The 18,383-nt window shown below is 69.9% G+C and carries 22 protein-coding genes and 1 pseudogene; 12 read left to right on the top strand and 11 right to left on the bottom strand.

What is annotated here, in order from left to right; all coding sequences use genetic code 11:
* Positions 1-75: 75 nt before the first annotated feature.
* The gene (locus tag ACL02O_RS14825; RefSeq protein ID WP_412818637.1) at positions 76-714 is read right to left on the bottom strand and encodes a PadR family transcriptional regulator; all 639 of its coding nucleotides are present in this window, start codon (positions 712-714) and stop codon (positions 76-78) included.
* 131 nt (positions 715-845) lie between these two features.
* Here ACL02O_RS14825 and nadD point away from each other — a divergent pair, with 131 nt between their 5' ends.
* The 11 genes and pseudogenes from nadD (at position 846) to ACL02O_RS14770 (ending at position 10,912) form a co-directional block, all read left to right on the top strand.
* Entirely contained in the window at positions 846-1,442 is a 597-nt protein-coding gene (gene nadD / locus ACL02O_RS14820; protein WP_412818636.1) for a nicotinate-nucleotide adenylyltransferase, read from the top strand.
* A gap of 110 nt (positions 1,443-1,552) precedes the next feature.
* Positions 1,553-1,954, top strand: coding sequence for a ribosome silencing factor (rsfS, locus tag ACL02O_RS14815; RefSeq protein WP_412818635.1), 402 nt, complete (start codon positions 1,553-1,555; stop codon positions 1,952-1,954).
* Positions 1,951-2,580, top strand: a complete 630-nt coding sequence (locus ACL02O_RS14810; RefSeq protein WP_412818634.1) for a histidine phosphatase family protein — start codon at positions 1,951-1,953, stop codon at positions 2,578-2,580. The genes rsfS and ACL02O_RS14810 overlap by 4 nt, the downstream gene beginning before the upstream one ends.
* Positions 2,581-2,615: 35 nt before the next feature.
* On the top strand, positions 2,616-3,470 hold the full coding sequence (locus tag ACL02O_RS14805; protein WP_412818633.1) for a DegV family protein: 855 nt from the start codon (positions 2,616-2,618) through the stop codon (positions 3,468-3,470).
* A gap of 90 nt (positions 3,471-3,560) precedes the next feature.
* Positions 3,561-4,319 carry an SDR family NAD(P)-dependent oxidoreductase gene (locus ACL02O_RS14800; protein WP_412818632.1) on the top strand — a complete coding sequence of 253 codons (759 nt, stop codon included), beginning with the start codon at positions 3,561-3,563 and terminating at the stop codon, positions 4,317-4,319.
* Between the two features lie 567 nt (positions 4,320-4,886).
* A complete protein-coding gene (locus ACL02O_RS14795) occupies positions 4,887-5,645 on the top strand; it encodes a helix-hairpin-helix domain-containing protein (RefSeq protein ID WP_412818631.1) in 759 nt (252 codons plus the stop codon).
* Positions 5,645-6,460 (top strand): annotated as a pseudogene (locus tag ACL02O_RS14790) (ComEC/Rec2 family competence protein); the annotation flags it as partial. The gene ACL02O_RS14795 and the pseudogene ACL02O_RS14790, both read left to right, overlap by 1 nt.
* A gap of 32 nt (positions 6,461-6,492) precedes the next feature.
* A complete protein-coding gene (locus ACL02O_RS14785; RefSeq protein WP_412818630.1) occupies positions 6,493-7,959 on the top strand; it encodes a recombinase family protein in 1,467 nt (488 codons plus the stop codon).
* Positions 7,960-8,076: 117 nt separating this feature from the next.
* Positions 8,077-8,877: an AbiTii domain-containing protein gene (locus ACL02O_RS14780; protein ID WP_412818629.1), complete on the top strand. Its 801-nt coding sequence runs from the start codon at positions 8,077-8,079 to the stop codon at positions 8,875-8,877.
* Between the two features lie 62 nt (positions 8,878-8,939).
* The gene (locus tag ACL02O_RS14775; RefSeq protein WP_412818628.1) at positions 8,940-10,388 is read left to right on the top strand and encodes an ApeA N-terminal domain 1-containing protein; all 1,449 of its coding nucleotides are present in this window, start codon (positions 8,940-8,942) and stop codon (positions 10,386-10,388) included.
* On the top strand, positions 10,385-10,912 hold the full coding sequence (locus ACL02O_RS14770) for a hypothetical protein (RefSeq protein ID WP_412818627.1): 528 nt from the start codon (positions 10,385-10,387) through the stop codon (positions 10,910-10,912). Before ACL02O_RS14775 ends, ACL02O_RS14770 begins: the two co-directional genes overlap by 4 nt.
* Positions 10,913-11,197: 285 nt before the next feature.
* On the opposite strand, the gene ACL02O_RS14765 is transcribed toward ACL02O_RS14770, so the two are convergent.
* From ACL02O_RS14765 to ACL02O_RS14745, 5 genes are all read right to left on the bottom strand, one after another.
* Positions 11,198-12,235 (bottom strand): hypothetical protein, encoded by a 1,038-nt coding sequence (locus tag ACL02O_RS14765; protein ID WP_412818626.1) that lies wholly within the window; start codon positions 12,233-12,235, stop codon positions 11,198-11,200.
* A gap of 120 nt (positions 12,236-12,355) precedes the next feature.
* A complete protein-coding gene (locus ACL02O_RS14760) occupies positions 12,356-12,760 on the bottom strand; it encodes a hypothetical protein (RefSeq protein WP_412818625.1) in 405 nt (134 codons plus the stop codon).
* A gap of 197 nt (positions 12,761-12,957) precedes the next feature.
* On the bottom strand, positions 12,958-13,329 hold the full coding sequence (locus ACL02O_RS14755) for a hypothetical protein (protein WP_412818624.1): 372 nt from the start codon (positions 13,327-13,329) through the stop codon (positions 12,958-12,960).
* A gap of 1 nt (position 13,330) precedes the next feature.
* On the bottom strand, positions 13,331-13,540 hold the full coding sequence (locus ACL02O_RS14750; protein WP_412818623.1) for a hypothetical protein: 210 nt from the start codon (positions 13,538-13,540) through the stop codon (positions 13,331-13,333).
* A gap of 187 nt (positions 13,541-13,727) precedes the next feature.
* Entirely contained in the window at positions 13,728-13,862 is a 135-nt protein-coding gene (locus ACL02O_RS14745; RefSeq protein WP_412818622.1) for a hypothetical protein, read from the bottom strand.
* A 259-nt stretch (positions 13,863-14,121) separates the two neighbouring features.
* Between ACL02O_RS14745 and ACL02O_RS14740 the strand changes: the two genes are divergently transcribed.
* A complete protein-coding gene (locus tag ACL02O_RS14740; RefSeq protein ID WP_412818621.1) occupies positions 14,122-14,607 on the top strand; it encodes a hypothetical protein in 486 nt (161 codons plus the stop codon).
* Between the two features lie 56 nt (positions 14,608-14,663).
* On the opposite strand, the gene ACL02O_RS14735 is transcribed toward ACL02O_RS14740, so the two are convergent.
* Genes ACL02O_RS14735 through ACL02O_RS14715 form a run of 5 tightly spaced genes read right to left on the bottom strand, consistent with a single transcriptional unit; the run spans position 14,664 to position 18,325 of the window.
* Positions 14,664-15,008: a hypothetical protein gene (locus ACL02O_RS14735; RefSeq protein WP_412818620.1), complete on the bottom strand. Its 345-nt coding sequence runs from the start codon at positions 15,006-15,008 to the stop codon at positions 14,664-14,666.
* Positions 15,005-16,765 carry a helicase HerA domain-containing protein gene (locus tag ACL02O_RS14730; protein ID WP_412818619.1) on the bottom strand — a complete coding sequence of 587 codons (1,761 nt, stop codon included), beginning with the start codon at positions 16,763-16,765 and terminating at the stop codon, positions 15,005-15,007. Before ACL02O_RS14730 ends, ACL02O_RS14735 begins: the two co-directional genes overlap by 4 nt.
* A complete protein-coding gene (locus ACL02O_RS14725) occupies positions 16,762-17,589 on the bottom strand; it encodes an ABC transporter permease (RefSeq protein WP_412818618.1) in 828 nt (275 codons plus the stop codon). The genes ACL02O_RS14730 and ACL02O_RS14725 overlap by 4 nt, the downstream gene beginning before the upstream one ends.
* Positions 17,586-17,759, bottom strand: coding sequence for a hypothetical protein (locus ACL02O_RS14720; protein WP_412818617.1), 174 nt, complete (start codon positions 17,757-17,759; stop codon positions 17,586-17,588). Before ACL02O_RS14720 ends, ACL02O_RS14725 begins: the two co-directional genes overlap by 4 nt.
* Complete coding sequence (locus tag ACL02O_RS14715) at positions 17,756-18,325, bottom strand: helix-turn-helix domain-containing protein (RefSeq protein ID WP_412818616.1); 570 nt, start codon at positions 18,323-18,325, stop codon at positions 17,756-17,758. The genes ACL02O_RS14720 and ACL02O_RS14715 overlap by 4 nt, the downstream gene beginning before the upstream one ends.
* Between the last annotated feature and the right edge of the window lie 58 nt (positions 18,326-18,383).

The raw sequence follows: 18,383 nt of genomic DNA, 5'->3' as shown, positions 1-18,383 counted from the left end.
GGCCGGGCGCCTTCAGGTGTCGGTTCGAGGTAAGGGCCCCGGCGCGGTGTTGGCGCACCGTGCCGGGGCCGTCCGTCACGTGGTGGTACCGCCCCCGCCCGTCGGGCCCGGCTCGGGTGCGCCGGCCTCGTGGTAGGCCCGCCACTCGTCCAGCCCCGGGTAGCTGCCCGAGCTGAGCTCGGCCAGCAGGGAGCGGATCCAGGCGGCTTCCGCCTCCCGGATCGTCAGGTCGTACTCGTTCTCGACCAGGAACAGGCGAGGCACCAGGCGGGCGTGCTCCGCGAGCGCCGCACGCTCGGTCCTGATCCCGTCCTCCAGCTGCGAGAGCCGTCCTTGCAGCAGCGTCACGGCCTCGTCGGGGTGCAGCGCGGCGAGCACCGACAGCCCGGCGCGGAAGCGGGGGTGCTCCGCCACCGGCGTGGCGACCAGCTCGCGGGCCCAGTCGACCAGCTCGGCCCGACCCTCGTCGGTGATCCGGTAGACGGTGCGCTCCGGGCGGCGGCCCTCGCGGACACTCTTCACCGCCGCGATCAGCCCGTGCCGCTCCATGTTGCGCACGACCGTGTAGAAGGACCCCCACTTGATCCCCATGTCCTGGTCCTTGCCGCGGTCGCGGAGGGTGGTGGCCATCTCGTACGGGTGCATCGGACGCTCGACCAGGACGGCGAGCACGGCGAGCGCCGTGAGGTTGCCGACCTTCCGCCGCCCGGGCATCGCACTCCTCCACTCATTACTTGCTGCCGAGTACTCGTAGGCGAGTATATGGGTGAGTGCCGGGCGTGGGAAGCCCCTCCCGCCACACCGGCCGCGCGCCGGGTCCTGCCGGCGGCCCCTACGATCACGGGGTGGAGGAAGACATCCGGCGGATCGGCATCATGGGCGGCACCTTCGACCCGATCCACCACGGGCACCTGGTCGCCGCGAGTGAGGTGGCCGACCGGTTCGGCCTCGACGAGGTCGTCTTCGTCCCCACCGGGCAGCCCTGGCAGAAGGCGGACGAGCCGGTCAGCTCGGCCGAGGACCGCTACCTGATGACGGTGATCGCGACCGCCTCCAACCCGCGCTTCCAGGTGAGCCGGGTCGACATCGACCGGGGTGGCCCCACCTACACCGTCGACACGCTCCGCGACCTGCAGGCCGAGTACGGCCCGAAGGTCCAGCTCTTCTTCATCACCGGCGCGGACGCGCTGGAGCGGATCCTCTCCTGGAAGGACCTGGACGAGGTCCTCGCCCTGGCCCACTTCATCGGGGTGACCCGGCCCGGCTTCGAGCTCTCCGACCAGCACCTGCCGGCCGACACGGTCAGCCTGGTGCAGGTCCCGGCCATGTCGATCTCGTCGACGGACTGCCGGGCGCGAGTGGCCCGCGGCGAGCCGGTCTGGTACCTGGTGCCCGACGGTGTGGTGCAGTACATCGCCAAACGGCGACTCTATCAGCGGTGATTTCGCCGATAAAATGGGGCTTTGTCCTGGTAATCGACCAGAACTGACAAGTCACCACGCCACCGGGTGTGAGAGGCTTGGAGGGTCGTACGGTTGATCGAAGGAGAACGGTGACAGTTTCCGAACGCGCTCACGAGCTGGCGATGGCCGCCGCCCAGGCCGCGGCCGACAAGAAGGCGCAGGACATCGTCATCATCGACGTGGGCGACCAGCTCGCCATCACCGACGCGTTCGTGCTGGCCGCCGCTCCGAACGAGCGTCAGGTGCTCGCCATCGTCGACGCCATCGAGGAGCGGCTGCTGGAGCTGCCGGAGAAGGCCAAGCCGGTCCGCCGTGAGGGTGAGCGGGCGGGCCGCTGGGTGCTGCTCGACTACGTCGACATCGTGGTGCACGTGCAGCACACCGAGGAGCGCGAGTTCTACGCCCTCGACCGGCTCTGGAAGGACTGCCCGCAGATCCCCTTCGTGGACCGGGACCTGGCGGACTCCGCGGCCGGCGCCGCCGCCGAATGACCCGCCTGATCATCTGGCGGCACGGCAACACCGACTGGAACGCCACCAGCCGGGTCCAGGGGCAGACCGACGTACCCCTCAACGACCTCGGCCGGGAGCAGGCCCGGGCCGGCGCAGCGGTCCTCGCCGCGCTGCGTCCGGATGCCATCGTCGCCAGCGACCTGCGCCGGGCCGCCGACACCGCCGCCGCTCTCGCCGCGCTGACCGGGCTGCCGGTACGCGCCGACGCCCGGTTGCGTGAGCGCCACTTCGGCCAGTGGCAGGGCCTCGCCCTCGACGAGGTGGCCGAGCGCTTCCCCGACGAGTACGCGCGCTGGCGCGCCGGTGACCCCGACCCGGGCGCCGGCATCGAGACCCTCGATGACCTGGGCAAACGCCTCGGCGCGGCGTTCCAGGACGCGGCCGACCTGGCTGTCGGCGGCACCGTCGTGGTGACCACGCACGGCGGCGGCGCCCGGCAGGGTGTCGGTCACCTGCTCGGCTGGGACCATTCGGTGCTGCGCACCATCGGGTCGCTGGGCAACTGCCACTGGACCGAGCTGCGTCACGACGACGTCCGGGGCTGGCACCTGCGGGCGCACAATGTCGGCCTCGTCACGCCGCCCGCGTCGACCGACGCGGTCTGAGGCGCGTCGTCCCGACATCGGCTAGCGTGCCGGGCATGCCCGTCGCGGTCGTCACCGACTCCACCGCCTACCTCCCGCCCGAGCTGATCCAGGCGCACCGGCTCACCGTCGTTCCGCTGACCGTCGTACTGAACGGCGCGGAAGGGCTGGAAGGCGTCGAGACGTTCCCGGAGGACGCCACCCGGGCACTGAGCGGCCGGCGGGTCTCGGTGAGCACCTCCCGGCCGGCCCCCGACCAGTTCGCGCAGGTCTACCGGACGCTGCTCGACGGCGGGGCCGACGCCGTGGTCTCGGTGCACCTGTCGGCCGAGCTCTCCGGCACGGTCGACGCGGCCCGCCTCGCCGCCACCGAGTTCGGCGACCGCGTCGCCGTGGTCGACAGCCGCTCCACCGGGATGGGCCTGGGCTTCCCGGTGCTCGCCGCCACCCGGGCCGCCGACGCGGGCGCGGACCTCGACGGGGTGCGCCGCGCCGCGGTCGACGCGATCGACCGGACCACCATCTTCTTCTACGTGGACACCCTGGAGTTCCTGCGCCGGGGCGGCCGGATCAACGCGGCCGAGGCGCTGCTCGGCACCGCCCTCTCGGTGAAGCCGATCATGCACATGCCGGACGGCACGATCGTGATCCGGGACAAGGTCCGCACCGCCGGCCGGGGCGTGGCCCGCCTCGTCGACCTGGCGGTCGAAGCCGCCGGCGACGCGGAGGTGGACCTCGCGGTGCACCACCTGGCAGCGCCGCAGCGCGCCGAGCAGCTGGTGGCGGACCTGACCGAGCGGCTCGGCGACCGGCTGCACGACACCCACGTCACCCAGGCCGGGGCGGTGGTCGCGGCACACGCCGGACCGGGCCTGGCCAGCGTGGTCATCCACCGCCGCCCGGCGGGGTGAGCCGGTGCCGTCCCCGCCGACCGACGGCGGCCCGGTCGCCGGATCGTCCCAGGCGGTCACCGCGGGCGGCCGGAGCCCCGGTGTTCCTACGTGGTCACCGGCGGCGGCCGCGGCGTCGGGCGGGCGATCGCCGAACGCCTCGCCGCCGACGGCGGCACCGTGGTCGTCATCGAGCCCGACCCGGCGGCGCTGACCTGGCTGGCCGACCATCCCGCCGCCGATCGGCTCCGCCCGGTGACCGGCGACGCGTCCGACGAGGCGGTCACCGCGCGGGCGGCGGATCTCGCCGAGGCCGTCGCGCCACTGTCCGGCTGGGTCAACAACGCCGCGGTGTTCCAGGACGCCTCCCTGCACACCGCGCCCGCCGCCGAGGTGTGCGCGCTGATCGACCGGAACCTGCGCCCCGCCGTGGTCGGGGCAGCCACCGCGGTACGCCGCTTCCGCGCCGCCGGCACCGGCGGCGCGATCGTCAACGTCTCCTCCCACCAGGCCCGCCGGGCGGTTCCGGGGGCGCTGCCGTACGCCACCGCGAAGGCCGCCGTGGAGGGGCTGATCCGGGCGCTCGCCGTCGAGTACGGCCGGCAGGGCATCCGGGCCAACGCGGTCGCGCTCGGCTCGGTCCACACCGAGCGGCACGCCGCCTTCCTGGCCGGCCTGGCCCCCGAGGAGGCGGACCGGGTCGGGGCGGAGCTGGCCCGGCTGCACCCCGTGGGCCGGATCGGGCATGCCGGCAAGGTCGCCGACGTGGTGGCCTTCCTGCTGTCGGCGCAGGCCGCGTTCGTCAACGGGGTGACCCTGCCGGTGGACGGGGGCCGGGCGGCGCTCGGCCTCGACCCGGAGGCACGGTGAGCACCGTGCTGCCGCGTCCGATCGTCCTGACGCCCTTCGCCGACTTCGACGCCGTACGCCGGTCCACGCGCGCGCTCTCGCCCGCCCGCCAGCACAACCGGGGCATGATCAGGGCGTCGTCCACAGCGCGCTCCGTCGTCCACAGCGAAGCGTCGCCGCCATGGGCGCGCGCGTCCCGCCGCCGTAGCGTCCCGAGCCGTGCCAGACGACGAGGAGACGAAGGTACGGCAGCGCCTCTCCCGGCTGTTCGACCCGGTGGCGGTCGCCCCCGCCCCGCCGGCCACCCGGTCCGGTCCGGTGCCCGGCGACGAGCGGGCGTGGTCCGTCGCGGTCCCGTCGGCGCTTGCCGAGTCGGGGCCGTTCGGCGCGACCCTCTGGCCGGATGACCCTGCGCAGTCCGGGTCGACCGTGCCTTCTCGTCCCGACCGGCCGGTCCCGAGTTGCCCTCCGGACCAGCCGGCATCGGGGCGAGCCGCCTCCTTCCCTCCAGATGTGCTGGCCGCCGGGCCGCGCCCGCCTTCGCCCCCCGGCCGGCTGCCCCTCCGGTCGGCTGGCCGTGGTCCGGCGATGCCCCCATCCGACCCGGACGTCGTGGACGTGCCCGGCCTCCGCGAGAGCGGGCCGGCGACGACCCCGACAGGCGAGGGTCGGGCCGGCGTCGCCGACGCCACGGAGACCGGTCGCCGGACGTCCCGGCTACCCGGCCCGGGCGCCTTCGACCCCGGCCGGCGCGGCATCCGCGCCCTCGCCGTCGTGGCCGCCGTCGTGGTGCTGGTCGCCGGCTTCTGGGCCTGGCGGTCCCGGCCGCACGCCGAGCCGGTGCCCCCGGTCGCGGTGGCCGGCGCGTCGGACGGGCCGGAGCCGTCCCCGGCCGGGTCGTCCGGCGCGGCGTCGGCGCCGCTCGTGGTCGCCGTCGCCGGCAAGGTACGCCGTCCCGGCCTGGTCCGGTTGCCGGCCGGCGCCCGGGTGGCGGACGCGGTCGAGGCGGCCGGCGGGGCGCTGCCCGGGGTCGACGTCGCCCTGCTCAACCCGGCCCGGAAGGTCACCGACGGCGAGCTGATCCTGGTGGGCGTCGCCGCCCCGCCCGGCCAGCCCGCCGCCGGGCCGGCAGCCGGGGGCGCGGCCGCGCCGGGCGGGCCGGTCAACCTGAACACCGCCACCCTGGCCCAGCTCGACGCGCTGCCCGGGGTCGGGCCGGTGCTCGCCCAGCGGATCCTCGACCACCGCGAACGACACGGCGGGTTCCGGTCCGTATCCGACCTGCGCCAGGTCGAGGGCATCGGCGACGCCCGGTACGAGCAGCTCAAGGACCTGGTGACGGTGTGATGCCGTCGCTCACGCCGGATGGGAAGGCCCCGACGGCCGACGTCCCCGACCTGCGGCTGGCCGGGCTTGCCGTGGCCGCCTGGCTCGCCGCCCTGGCCGGGCTGCGCCTCAGCGCCGGTGAGGGTGCGGCGCTGGCCGGGGTGGCCGGGGGTCTGGCCGCGGTCCTCGGTCTCCACCTGTGCGGGGTGCTCGGGCGGCCGCCCACCCCGGTCCGCCGGTACGGCTGGATCGTGGTCGCCGTGCTGCTCGGGGTGCTCTGCGGGGCGGCCGCCACCGCGGCCCGGGTCGCGGTCCGCGACGCCGCCCCGGTGCGGGCGTTGGTGGACGCCCGGGCCCTGGTCACCGCCGACCTGGTGGTCCGGGACGACCCGCGCCCGGTGCGCGGTGCCCCCGGCCGCCTGGCCACCCTGCTCCTCCGTGCCGACCTGGTACGCCTCACCGATCCGGCGGGCTGGCGGCTGACCGGCCCGGTGCGGGGCCTGGTGCTCGCGACCGATCCAGGGTGGCGGACGCTGCTACCGGGGCAGCGGGCGACCGCCCGGGGACGGTTGGCCGCCCCGCGCGGCGGGGACCTCACCGCGGCGGTGCTCACCGCGACCGGGCCGCCCACCATTCACGGCCGGCCACCGTGGGCGCAGCGGGTCGCGGGGGTCCTGCGGACCGGGCTGCAACGCGCCTGCGAACCGCTCCCCGACGAACCCGGTGGGCTGCTGCCCGGGCTGGTCGTGGGAGACACCAGCCGGCTGCCCGTGGCGGTCGAGGAGGACTTCCGGGCCACCGGCATGACGCACCTGAACGCGGTGTCCGGTACGAACGCTCATTGGGGGTAGTGCTACGGTAGCACGTCATGGGGGAAGCGAAACCGGGTCTACGCGCCGCAGTCATCGCCGTCATCTACGCGCGGGTGAGCGACGACGACAAGCGGCAGCGCAGGTCGGTCGGCGAGCAAGAGCAGGAGTGCCAGCAGGACGCAGTCGACCAGGCTTGGACCGTTGCCCGGGTATTCGTGGACAACGACCGCTCAGCCAGCCGGTACGCCCGCAAGCAGCGGGAAGAGTACGCCAAGCTGCTCGACTACCTCGCCACCGAGCACGTTGACGTTCTGATCCTCTGGGAGTCGTCGCGCGGTGGTCGAGAGCTTGAGGGGTGGGCGGGCTTGCTCAACCTCTGCCGTCGCCGTCGGGCCCGCATCCATGTCGTCACCCATCGGCGAACCTACGACCTTGAGAACCCGCGAGACTGGCGCACCCTGGCAGAGGACGGCGTCGACTCGGCGTACGAGAGCGAGAAGACGCGAGAGCGCATCCTGCGATCGGTGCGTGGCAAGGCTGCCAGCGGCCAGCCGCACGGCAAGCTGCTCTACGGGTACCGACGTACCTACGACGACCGGGGTAACTTCGTGGCCCAGGTGATCCACGAGGACCAGGCCGAGGTCGTCCGGGAGGCAGCCAGGCGGGTAGCCGCCGGGGAGCCTTGCCGGTCGATCGCACAGGACTTCAACCGACGAGGCATCCCCACACCGAGGGGTGGCGGGCACGGGTGGATGCTGTCGCAGATCCGGCGGACCCTGCTCAACCCCGGGTACATCGGGAAGCGCGTACACCTCGGAAAGATCGTGGGGGATGCGAAGTGGCCAGCGATCCTCGATGAGGGCACGTACGCGGTCTGCCGGTCGATCTTGACCGACCCACGGCGGAAGACGCAGCGAGACACTGCAGTGCGCCACCTGCTCTCTGGTGCCGCTGTCTGTGACGTGTGCAGCTCACGAATGCGGGTGCAGAAGAACCGGACCCACTACGCCTACCTGTGCTCGGCGCAGTTCTGCGTCAGCGTGAAGACGGCCGTTCTTGAGCAGTTCGTGGTGACTGTGCTCATGGCTCGGCTGTCTCGGCCGGATGCGCTCGACCTGCTCGCTGCGGCGGAGGACGCGGGGGAGCCTGAGCAGGCTCGCCAGGAGGTGGAGGAGAAGCGTGCCCGGCTCGATGAGTGGTACGCCGCAGCGGCACGCGGGGAGATCTCGCCCGCCGGGCTCGCCAGCATCGAGCGGCAGTTGCTCGCCGAGATCGAGGCAGCCGAGAGCAAGGCCCAGCATGTCGATGTGCCTCCGCTGGTGCGGGACCTGGTCGGCCCCGGCGTTGAACAGAGGTGGGAGCGGCTCAACATCGGCCAGCAGCGCGAGGTGGTGTCGCTTCTGCTTGACCTGCGGGTGGGCAAGACGTACCGAGGCGCACGCTCGCTCGACCCTGCCCGGCTCGGCAACTCCCGTTGGCGCGGTGACAGCCAGACGTGGGCAGAGCGTGGGCTGGTCGGGTGAGGATGCCATCTGTCACCTGCCCCTCGGCCTCACGCCCAACCGTCAAGGTCATCTACGGTGGTGGATACTGTCAGTGACGACCGATCGACCGGGGCAGGGACGGGGAGCGCGGGACAGATGCGCGGACGCGAGATCAAGCTGATCGATGAGATCGAGCGGGGTGCGCTCGACAGCGGCGTGTCTCTCGCCGACACGCTTCGCAAGTGCGTGGCTCTTGGTGGGCAGACCAGGTCAGCCGAGCTGCGAGACTGGGCAAGCCGAGAGTTGAACGGGTACGGCCCCGACGATGAGCTGCCCGCGTGGCGAACGGTGGCCGCGCAGATCCTCATGGACGGGATGAACGCGCGGTACCGCGTCAAGCGACAACAGATCAGTGCCTTCGATCTCCCTGACTTCGCACGCGAACACGTCAAGGAGGAGGTTCCGCTGCGTGGTGGCGTGGGTGAGCTTGAAGCTGCGCTTCGCCATGCCGACGGGGGGCTCGTCTGCCTGGGAATCCCGGGTGGGTCGACGATGGTCAAGTACATCAACCGCAAGATGAACAACCCGTTCCAGGCTGTGGAGCGGATCTACTGGGGTGTCAGCGAAGCTTCGATCCTTGGCGTGCTGGACCGTACCCGAACCGCGCTCACGGCTCTCGTGGCAGAACTGCGAGACGGGATGCCTGATGATGCAGACAAGCCGTCGGCGGAGGCGGCCAACCAGGCGGTCCAGTTCGTCGTCACTGGGAAGCGCCATCGGGTGACGATCAACAACGCCCAGGCGAGCGGCGATGCCACGAGCAGCGTTGGGCAAGCGCAGGAACAGGAGCCCGAACCGCCCGGATGGAAGCGTTGGGCGAGGGTGAGCGGCATCATCGCGTTGATCCTCACGGGCATTGGCACTGTCGCGGGCGTGCTGCAGTACTTGGCGGGATAGTCACCAGTGGATCGCGCGCGAGCCGGGTCCCCGAGATGCACCGTCTCCTCTATCGTCAGGCTGTGCAACCCCTCGATGTAACTGGCTCGTTCTGGCTTCCCGGGCCGGGACAGGTCAAACGGCATGGGCGTCTCGTCTTCGACCCAAAGGACGGCGCAACGCTCTTCCTTTCGGACGCGCTCGCCGAGAAGCGTGCCGATGGGGTGATGGTTGAGAAAGGTGGAGGAAACCCAAACCGCATCCTCGGCCTCATCGAGGAGCCGAACCACAGACAGCCCGTAACGCTGATCGACTGTGGTTGGCTCAACCGCACGAAGTACTACGCCAACGCCATCCTCATCGGTGGGCACTTTGAGGACGATGATCAAACCGCCTTCGAGTCCGTGATCGTTCGCCTCCGCGATGCCGCGCCTTGGGTTGGCAAGAACGCGATCTCTGTGGAGGTTGACTCTGCACTTGAGGGCGTCGATCGGCGGGAGGTGGTCTGCCGACTGGATCGCCCAGCGGCGAGCGAAGGCAGGTTCACACGGGGCAAGGTGGCACTCGACTTCAGGTGGTCGCGGGAAGACGTTGAGCTTGAGAGCGTCAAGGTCAACCAGTGGCCAGAGTTCGTGATCGAGTACGACGAATTGACGCCTCTCACCCGCATCTACGGGGATGCCGGGCACCTGTACAACCTGAGTTCTCTGTGCACCGACCGTAAAGACTCCTTTGACAGCATCTACGTCTACAGGTCAGATCACCCTGAGATGCTCCTGTCGCGGAAGCCGATCCCAGGAACTCGCCGCAGCATTGAACTCAAAGCGAGACTCGGCGACCCCACCCAGCGAAAGGAAGTCAAGCCCCTGTCCGCTCACGACGTGCTCGTGCCGCTCGATGATCTCGGCGGGATACAGGCAGTTGCAGCGTGGCTCGACAAAGCGGCTGCCCTGACGCCCATTGTCGGCTCGTTGCTGACGATGAGAAGCGAGGGCATCTACAGCGAGAACAGGTTTCTCAACATCTCGTCGGCGGCCGAGGGCCTGCATCGCGCCACCGTCGGGGGTTCCTACCTTCCACCGTCCGAGTTCAGGAGGCTTCGGCGGCAGATCAGGGAGAAGGGAGTCCCAGCCGAGCACCATGCCTGGTTCGCAGACGTGATGGCTCATGCCAACGATCCGAGCCTTGATCGGCGACTGAGGGACCTTGCTCGCGAGCTGCCAGAGGTGATCCATGCCCTCGTTGGAGACGATGTCGATGCTTGGATCCGGGCGGTCAAGAAGGTCAGAAACAACCTGACTCACCTCGACGAGGGCCGTGAGGCGTTCGACGGCGCGGACCTGCACTGGCTCGCAGAGAGCCTGTTCCACGTCACGCGGCTCTGCCTGCTCAGGCGTATCGGCTTGGTGGACGACCACCTACACAAGATCGCCAAGTCCGTACGGATGCAGGGCACCCTTCACTACGTCCAGGAGGCGGTAGAGCGCGTGGCCGGGTCGCGTCCTGCACCTTTCGTTGAGGAGGCGGAGTGACCATCATCGAGAAGATCACGTTGGGTGTTGCCGTCGCAGGCGCCTTTGGGCTCGGATCGGTGATCACCGCCGTCGTGAGTCACCTGCTCAGCCGGCGCGAGAGGAGGGTCAACATCGCCGACAAGTCGGTTCAGATGGTCGAGGCTGTCTTGACGAGGATGGAAACCGAGTTGACGCGTGCCCAAGAGTCGCTTGGGAGAGCACAGCAGGAGAACGAGGAGCTGCGGGCAGAGCTTGCCAAGTCGGCGGGCAACAAAGATGAAGCGCAGAGCATCCGGGAGAGCGTTATCAGCCGCAAGCTCGGCGAGACCGACAGGGAGCTTGCGATCGCGATCAGCGCGCTTGATCACCTGCAAGGCGATGTGCGATACGTCCGCTCGACGGATCTCGATCGGTTGTTGCTTCACCTGCAGAACTCTCCCGATCTCAGGATGGCGCACCTACCTCTCTACATGGACCTGAGCAGGTTGCGTTCGATCCGTGACGACGGTCCCGACGGCAGCGTGCCGCGACCGCGACGCTGAGTACCTGGGGGTATAACCCCTCGGCCGTCCCCTTCCGTACCGCCTGGTCTTAGCGGCTGAGATCGCGCCACGGTTCCAGGGTCGTCCTGATCCGGGTGTCGGCCCGTTGACCAGGGTGAACGATGGTCTCGGGGGTGTAGAGACCTGTCACTGTTGGGAAGTCGACCACGGGTACGGCGAGGCGGGGCCGCCAGGATCTCTCCCAGCAGCCCCGCTGAGGGCCGTGCAACCGCCTGCGGCGCAGGGTGACCCGCGGAGTGCCCTGCCCCGTCACCTGCTACTCGGTCAGGCGACAGCCGCCAGGTACTCGACCTGCGCAGTCACCCACGCGGTGGAGTGCCGGTTGTCCTGACCTGTTACCTCGACCTGCTGACCCTCGACCTTGATCGCAGTGCAGCGACCGAGCCCGTCCGCGTACTGGCTCTCCAGGTCGACGAGTCCGGCAGTCAGCGCCTCGATCGGCGAGGTGTACGGCCGGGCGCTGGCAGTGCTCTTGAGCCCGAGAGCCAGTCGCACCAGCGTGTGCCGCTGACCGTCGACCGTCGCGGACTTGACCAACTCGCCCCGGCTGTCCAGAGCGCCACCGGCCCTGATGTCGTGCAGCTTGCTGCGGAGAGCGGTGGTCGCATCCGTCGCCGCGAGCCGCGCGTGGTAGTCCGTGGGCTCGGTGGGGATGAACGGGGTGGACTCCCATCCCCGCTGCACGGACACGCCGACGACGGACACGTACCCGCCGCCCGGCATCGGGGCGACCTGGTCGCTGCCGTTGACTTCCGCCGCCGCGATCTGCGGGTCAGCCTTGACGGCCTTGCCGAGCACGTCGGCCGACACGCTCAGAGGGGCAGCGGTGTGCAGCTCGACGTTCACCGCAGCGGAGAGGGAACCGCCGCCGGTCTTCGCCGGCTTGGTCGCGTGGCTCTGGTGCACGTAGATGACCGGCTGGCCGTTGTGCTTGCTGCGGTCCGGCTTGGTGTTGATCACCTCCACGGGAATGCCCGGGAGGGCCGGGCGGATGGCGTCGGCAACGAGCCCGGCCACCGAGGTCCAGTCGGTCACCTCGGCCTTCTTGACCGCAGTCAAGTGAGCCTGCTCGCCAGCCTTGACAAGGATCTCGGCGCGCTCGACGGCGGCAGCCGCCTCGGTCATGGCGGCAGGGGTCACCGACTCATCGCCGGAGTGCAGGCGAGCGGTCAGCTCCTCATGCGCCTCGACGGCAGCGGCGTGCTCCTGCTGGCGACGGGTCAGGATCTCCCGAGCCTCGGCGATGGCCTCGGTGGCGGTCTGACGGGCGGACTTGGTGGTGTTCTTCTTCGTGGTGCTCACTGTTGATCACGCTCCTGTGCGTGTCGCAGGTACAGGGGGGAGGGAGGCAGGCACGCCGATGTGCCCGGTCTCCCGGGTGGTGCTGGTTGGTTGGGGTGGGTCAGTTGCCCGGCGGCGTGGTCACGGCTGGACCTGTCGCCAATCCCGGCTGGCGCGGTTGCTGGCACGCACAGTGGTCCGGTAGGCGACCATCACCCGAGACAACTCCGAGACAGCGGCATCGATCTCGGGGGACCAGGTGAACGGGTAGACGTTGACGGAGGCCAGAGCAAGCCGATGCTGTGCTTCCCTCAGCTCGATCCGAGCGACGGCAACGCGCTTCCGATGTTCGTCGCGCTCGGGGTCGCTGGTCTTGATGTTGAAGATGGCGGATCTCCCATCCGCTTGGTGACCCGGCTGGTCCGGGTCCTCATGGGCCTCCCTTCGCTTGTCGATGGCCCGCTCTCGCGGGCACCTTCGGTCTTGCTGGTGTTCCTGGTGGTCGACCCGTCCCGGGTCGTCTTCGTCTTGCCGCCGCCGGATCACCGGGACGGCCGTCGCGCAGTCGCCCGGGCAGCCGGCCCGTACCGGGCCGATCAGGGCAGGTCGCGACTGAGCGCCTGTCGTACTCGGTCAGGAGTTGAGTTGGAGGGTGAAGAAGAGTAGAGAGATCGTTTGCGTTTCCCCAGTTCAGGGGCGGTATCGCGAGTCCCGGCAGGACTCACTTCGAGTCCCCGCAGGACTCACCCCGGCACTCGCTGGCTTCGAGAGATCCCGTGTTCGTCGCAGGTGTACGACCCTCGGCCACCCCGTTGGAAGACCCGCCGGGAGACGACCAAGCATCGAGCGGTGGAGTCAGGGTCGATCAGCCCCAACTCCTTGGCCTTGCGGATGGCCTTGGCGATGGTCTGCCGGGCCGGCACGTCACCCCTCTTGTCAGCGAGGATCTGCGCCAAGGTCAGCCCATCGAACCGGCTGTGCCCGACGTTGTTGGCCCAACCGATCGCAGCGAACCCGATCCGGTAGACCAGAGGATGCCTCGGGTCCTTGGCTCGCCGCCGCTCGGCCGCCTGGTTCATACCTCCCCAGGGGTCACCGTTGAAGTTGATCGTCACGTCAGGTGCCGTCCTCGTCCTGCTCGATCGGCAGGCCGACTCCGTCGAACAGCTCCCAGACCTCACCCCAGCCGAGCAGTAGGTACCGGGCTTCCTCGACGGACTCGGGGTCACCCTTGCGCTTCAACTCGCAGTAGTAGGCGTGCGCCTCGGCTGCTCGCCGGTACGCCTCGGCCAGAGCCGACAGGCTGAACGTTCCGGGGAAGCTCACCTTCCGCCACCCCAGACCACTCCCAGCTCGATGCCCCGTCGCAGGGACATCGGTAGGTATCGCGACTTCGGTCCCTCGATGCTGTGCCTACGGGAAGCCGCAGCCTCGGCCTCGGCGTAGGTGTCGGCACGGATGCCGGTATCGCAGTAGCCCTCGGATCGCGTCCACTCGGCGACCATGTAACCGCTCACTGGGTCACCTCCTGGTCGTGAGTCGCGTTGAGCAGCCCACGCAGGCGGGCTCGCTGGTCAGGGGTCAGGGTTGGCGCAGCCTCGGCGATCCGCCGAGCCGTGTCGCGCAGTTCGTCGGTCAGGTTGATCACGCACCTCTCGTGATGTGACTCCGCCGGTCGGGGTCCTCATCGCGCCTCCCCTTGTGTCGTTGTCTGCTCCGGCTCTGGTCGCCGGTCGCCTGCCTGTGCGCGGGCCGCGCTTGGCCTTGGACTGCTGCTTGGCCCGCTGCCGCTTCAGCGGCACACCTACAACTCTGACATCTGATGAACCGACTTGTCAAGACGTCCCACCAGACTGGTTGGGCGGGTCGGCTTGCAGTGTCGGTTGGTCACATGGTTTTATCGGCGCATGGCGACGACGAGAGCAGTCAAGGCGAGCCGCAAGTTCACCGAGTCCGGCTGGGATGTGGCGGTGTCTTGGGAGGTGATCGGCGATCGACCAGCCAGCGACGGCCCCACCGAGGTCACGATGAAGCTGTCCCCGGATGCCACAGACGCGCAGCGGCGCAAGGGTTGGACAACTGGCGTGGCACGGCGTATCGAGCGCCGTATCGCGATGCTGGCTCTGCCAGAGGGTGTCCAGCGGATCTCTGAGAGGAATGTGCGGCAGATGCTGCAAGACGGTGTCGCCAAGATGCCGGCCTCGCCGAAGGATGACCCTGACACCTACTACGCTGCCCTGCTCGACCTTCTGCAGAAGCTGGAGAGCGCGGGCCTCCATGTCCGGCCGATCGACCTCTTGGCTGAGGTGATGGGGGTGCCGGTGGGAACCGTCAAGTCTCGGATCTACTCGGCGAAGCTGCATCGGAACGCGCTCACCCACGAGGAGGCGTAGACAAAGAAAGCCCCGGTCACCCGTGATGGGTGCCGGGGCTTCTCCGTCGGTGGGGTCTACTGGGTGACCACCTGGGCGACGGCGAGGAGATCCCTCAGCGCCTCGGCCGCCTGGTCGATGCTCGGGGCAGAGATCACCGGCTCTCGCCCGTACAGACCGATGACTGATCGCCCGTTCGCCGTGGTGCCGACGGGGACCAGGCCGCCGCCGTCATCCTCGCTCGGCTCCCAGCCGCGCCGGCCGAGATCCCCGATGGCGTGATCCCAGTCGGCAGCGTGCAGGCTGACCACGCCGGCCACCGGCTCGATGTCGTCGGCGACCAGGGGAAGCACCAACAGCCCCTCTCCGGTCATCGGGTCAAGGTGCGCGGTGTGGCTGGCGTAGGTCACGGTCTCGATCACTGGCTAATCTTCTCCTCTGCCTCGCTCCCTGCCCAGCGGGCAAGGTCTGCTCTCGCGTACAGGTCGGCGTTCCCGTCCTTGCCCCTCGGGGTGGGCACCTCGCCGACACCTCTCTGTAGTCGCTTCTTGGTGGCGTCCAACTTCCACGGGAGCACCCCGACCTCTACCGCCTGCCGCAGCGTCAGGAAGTCCCCGGCAGGGCTTGATAGGCCGCTGACCTCGGATGTCCCCGAGGACCGGGGACAAGCAAGCTGCCGAGCCTCGCTCGCCGACAGGTACGCCACCTGCACCTCGGTGGCCTGTCCGCCGATCACGATCTGCCACCTGCCGAGGGTGCGGGATGCCCGGGGCATGGCTGCCTCGGGAACCAACATCTTCCAGTTGTTCGCGGTGTACCGAGCCAGGCAGCGGATGCCGAAGTTCTCCCGCGCCTCGGGTCCGCCGATCGCCCGAGCGGTCAGCATCTGCGCAATCGCCAGCACGTTGACCTTGGCGCTACGCCCCATGAACAGCAGGTCAGCCAGACCCGACACGGCAGGGGACCGCTTGGGGTCACCCTTGCCGCGCACCTCGGCCCAGAAGTTCACCAACTGCCCGATGGTGGCGTTCAGCTCCTCGGCGATGACCAGCACGCGGGGACCGCAGTCCCAGTTTTCCGGCTCGTGCAGGGCGAGGGTGTTCCGCTCATCGGCGAGTGCAGCCAGACGTACGAGCGCGTCATGCATCTGCGCCGGCTTGGTGCAGTAGTCGATGCGGTCCAAGCCGAGCGCCCAACGATGCGAGCCCTTGCGGTCGAGGATCACCACCCGGCCACCTCGGGCGAGCACCTGCACGGCGACCAGCTCGGCAAGCACGCTCTTGCCCGCACCCGTACCGGCAGACACGGCGATGTGCGGAGAGTCGTCCCGCAGGGACAGGGTCACCGGTCGATCGCCTGCACCCTGCCCGATGTAGAACTCCCACTCAGCCAGCCGGGGCAGGTGCTCGGCGACCTGGTCGACACCGACCCGAGCCGGGGGACGCCTACGCACCGTCCACGTAGCCGTTACCCGCGGACCGACCTGCTGCCAGGACTCGACCAGGTCAGACACCGGGATCTTGCTGCCGATGATCGAAGAGACCAACTGCCGCTGCTCTCTGGTCAGGTAGGGAGTGTCCGCCTCCAGCTCGATACGCGGCCCCTGGTCGCCGTCGACCGGCCGGCGGAACACAGCCAGCCGAGAGGTGACCGGCTGCGCCTTGCGCTGCACCGCCCACGCTGCCCGCTGAGCGCGCTCAGGAAGCCACCGGATGATCGGCTCGACGTGCTCGCCGTACCAGGCACGCACGGCTGTCTCAGCCGGACTGAGCGGCTTGGCCAGCCGGGGGGTGAGGTTGCCAAGCGAGGGATCAACGTGCAGGCGTACGCCGGTCTGTAGACCCATCGCCGGCGCAAGGGCAGCCAGCGTCGGGGCGATGTACTCGCGGTTGAACCGGCGCATGGTCAGGCGACGACGCACTCGCCAGCCGGTGACGGCAACGGCGGTGCCGAGCATCCCGCCAGCCTGCCCGGGGTAGGCCGCAGCCATGACGGCTGCGACCGGGACCCCGAGGCGGACGGCTTGACGCTGCCAGCCGGCGAGCCTGCCCTTGCCGTGCTGCCGGTAGGGGTAGCCCTCCCGGCCATCGAGCGGCCGACCGGACAGGTACCGGTAGGCGACCCGGGACACGGTGTGCTTGCGCCGTAGCCGGCGGATCGCTCGCTCAAGTTCGGTCACTGCTCGACCTCCTCGCCGGCCAGGTGAGCCAGGGCAGCCGCCATGCCGAGCACCGCCACCGGCAGGCAGGCGACGGCGGTTGTGATCCACCAGGGAGCCGACGTGATGCCGGCAGCGGTCAGCAGGTGGTACGCCACCTGACCGAGGGAACCGACCAGCAGAGACCCGATGGCGGACCACTTGGCGAACCGGCGCACCCGGGGAGACCCGGTGCCGGACAGCCAGACCCGCAGGGCGTACGCGGCGTAGACCTCGACGCCGATCGGGAGCGTGATGGCGGTGTTCAGGCTGAACCCGTCGGCGATCCCGGGCAGCGGGTGGACCACCCCGAACCCGGTGAGTCCGCCGAGTCCGACCCACCCGGACCAGATCGCGACGAACGCGGGCAGGGCGATCAGGATCACTGGCCAGGTAGCCGGGTGGCGACGCTTGCTCGGAACGGGGGTGGTGCCGGTCGTGACCGGCGAGTGTCCGACCGGGTCGACCTCGGCAGACGGCTCGGTGCCCTTGCCCGTCGGCAGGATCAGGGGAACCGGGGTGGTGCCGGCCGGCAGTACCGGCGAAACCGGGGTGGCCTCGGTGGTGGGCTCGGCGTACTCCCACGGGTCCGAGGCGGGCTCGGTGTCGACTTCCGCAGGCTCGGTGATGGGCTCGGCGATCAGGGCGAGGCGGACAGCCTGAGCCTTGGGCGCACCCACCTTGAACTCGCGCATGATCCGGTTCCGCGACGGGATCTCGCCGAGCCTGTCAGCCAGGTCCCGGGCAGCGGGGAGCAGGTCACCGATGGGGCGGGGGTACGCGCTGTTGATCGTGGCGGTGGTCATCGGCTGATCAGCTCCTTGCGGGCGGTGCGGGGGGTGGCGTCGGTGGTGGGGGTGGCGACCTGCTCTGCCTGCCGCTCGACCAGCCGGCGAGCGATGACGAACGGGGCGAGCATCGAGAGCGGTCCGCCAGTGAGGACCAGGACCAGGGCGTAGGCAGCGGTGTCGGTCATCGGCCACCGGCCAGAGCCTCGGAGCGGCAGGGGCCGCAGTTGTGGGCGAGGGAGCCTCGGTGCCTCGGGCACTGATCGGTGCCAGTGACAGGCGGCAGGGCCGCCCCGCGACGCTCGGGGTACGGGTAGCCGCCCGGGCGAGGGGTGGTGGTGTTCTTGTTCTTGGGAAGGAAGCGACGCCAGTCCCGCGCGCCAGCGCGGTTCTTCAACTTCCCTTGGTCTTCAACACTTCTGGTGCCACCCTGGCTGTCACCCCCGGTGCCCTGATCTGTCACCCCGGCCGGCTGGTTCGTCACCCCCTGCGCAGTGGATGACACCCCCTGACCGAGGACCAGGCGGTAGACGCGGGTGGCGATGCCGGCAACCTTGGACACGACCAGGCGACCGAGCTGCACCAGCTTCGCGAGCGCCCGCTGTACCGTCCGCTCAGAACAGCCGGCGTACTCGGCGAGGGTGGCGACCGACGGCCAGGCGTTGCCGTCGTGGTTGGCGTGAGCGGCGATGGCGATAGCCACGGCACGCTCGTTCTTGCCGAGATCCTTGGTCGCAAGCAGGGCTTGCTTCACAGCTACACTCATGGGCGGGCGGACCTCCGTTGTCCGTCAAGGCCCCGGGTAACAGGTG

Origin of the sequence: Micromonospora mangrovicola, from assembly GCF_047200535.1 — a bacterium.
In the GTDB taxonomy this organism is placed as follows: domain Bacteria; phylum Actinomycetota; class Actinomycetes; order Mycobacteriales; family Micromonosporaceae; genus Micromonospora.
This window is presented reverse-complemented; position numbering and strand designations above follow the sequence as displayed.

Excerpts from the sequence above, each read along its gene's own strand:
- ACL02O_RS14825 (WP_412818637.1), bottom strand. The coding sequence starts at position 714 with ATGCCCGGGCGGCGGAAGGTCGGCAACCTCACGGCGCTCGCCGTGCTC.
- ACL02O_RS14810 (WP_412818634.1), top strand. The coding sequence starts at position 1,951 with ATGACCCGCCTGATCATCTGGCGGCACGGCAACACCGACTGGAACGCC.
- ACL02O_RS14805 (WP_412818633.1), top strand. The coding sequence starts at position 2,616 with ATGCCCGTCGCGGTCGTCACCGACTCCACCGCCTACCTCCCGCCCGAG.
- ACL02O_RS14795 (WP_412818631.1), top strand. The coding sequence starts at position 4,887 with ATGCCCCCATCCGACCCGGACGTCGTGGACGTGCCCGGCCTCCGCGAG.
- ACL02O_RS14785 (WP_412818630.1), top strand. The coding sequence starts at position 6,493 with ATGGGGGAAGCGAAACCGGGTCTACGCGCCGCAGTCATCGCCGTCATC.
- ACL02O_RS14780 (WP_412818629.1), top strand. The coding sequence starts at position 8,077 with ATGCGCGGACGCGAGATCAAGCTGATCGATGAGATCGAGCGGGGTGCG.
- ACL02O_RS14740 (WP_412818621.1), top strand. The coding sequence starts at position 14,122 with ATGGCGACGACGAGAGCAGTCAAGGCGAGCCGCAAGTTCACCGAGTCC.
- ACL02O_RS14725 (WP_412818618.1), bottom strand. The coding sequence starts at position 17,589 with ATGACCACCGCCACGATCAACAGCGCGTACCCCCGCCCCATCGGTGAC.
- ACL02O_RS14720 (WP_412818617.1), bottom strand. The coding sequence starts at position 17,759 with ATGACCGACACCGCTGCCTACGCCCTGGTCCTGGTCCTCACTGGCGGA.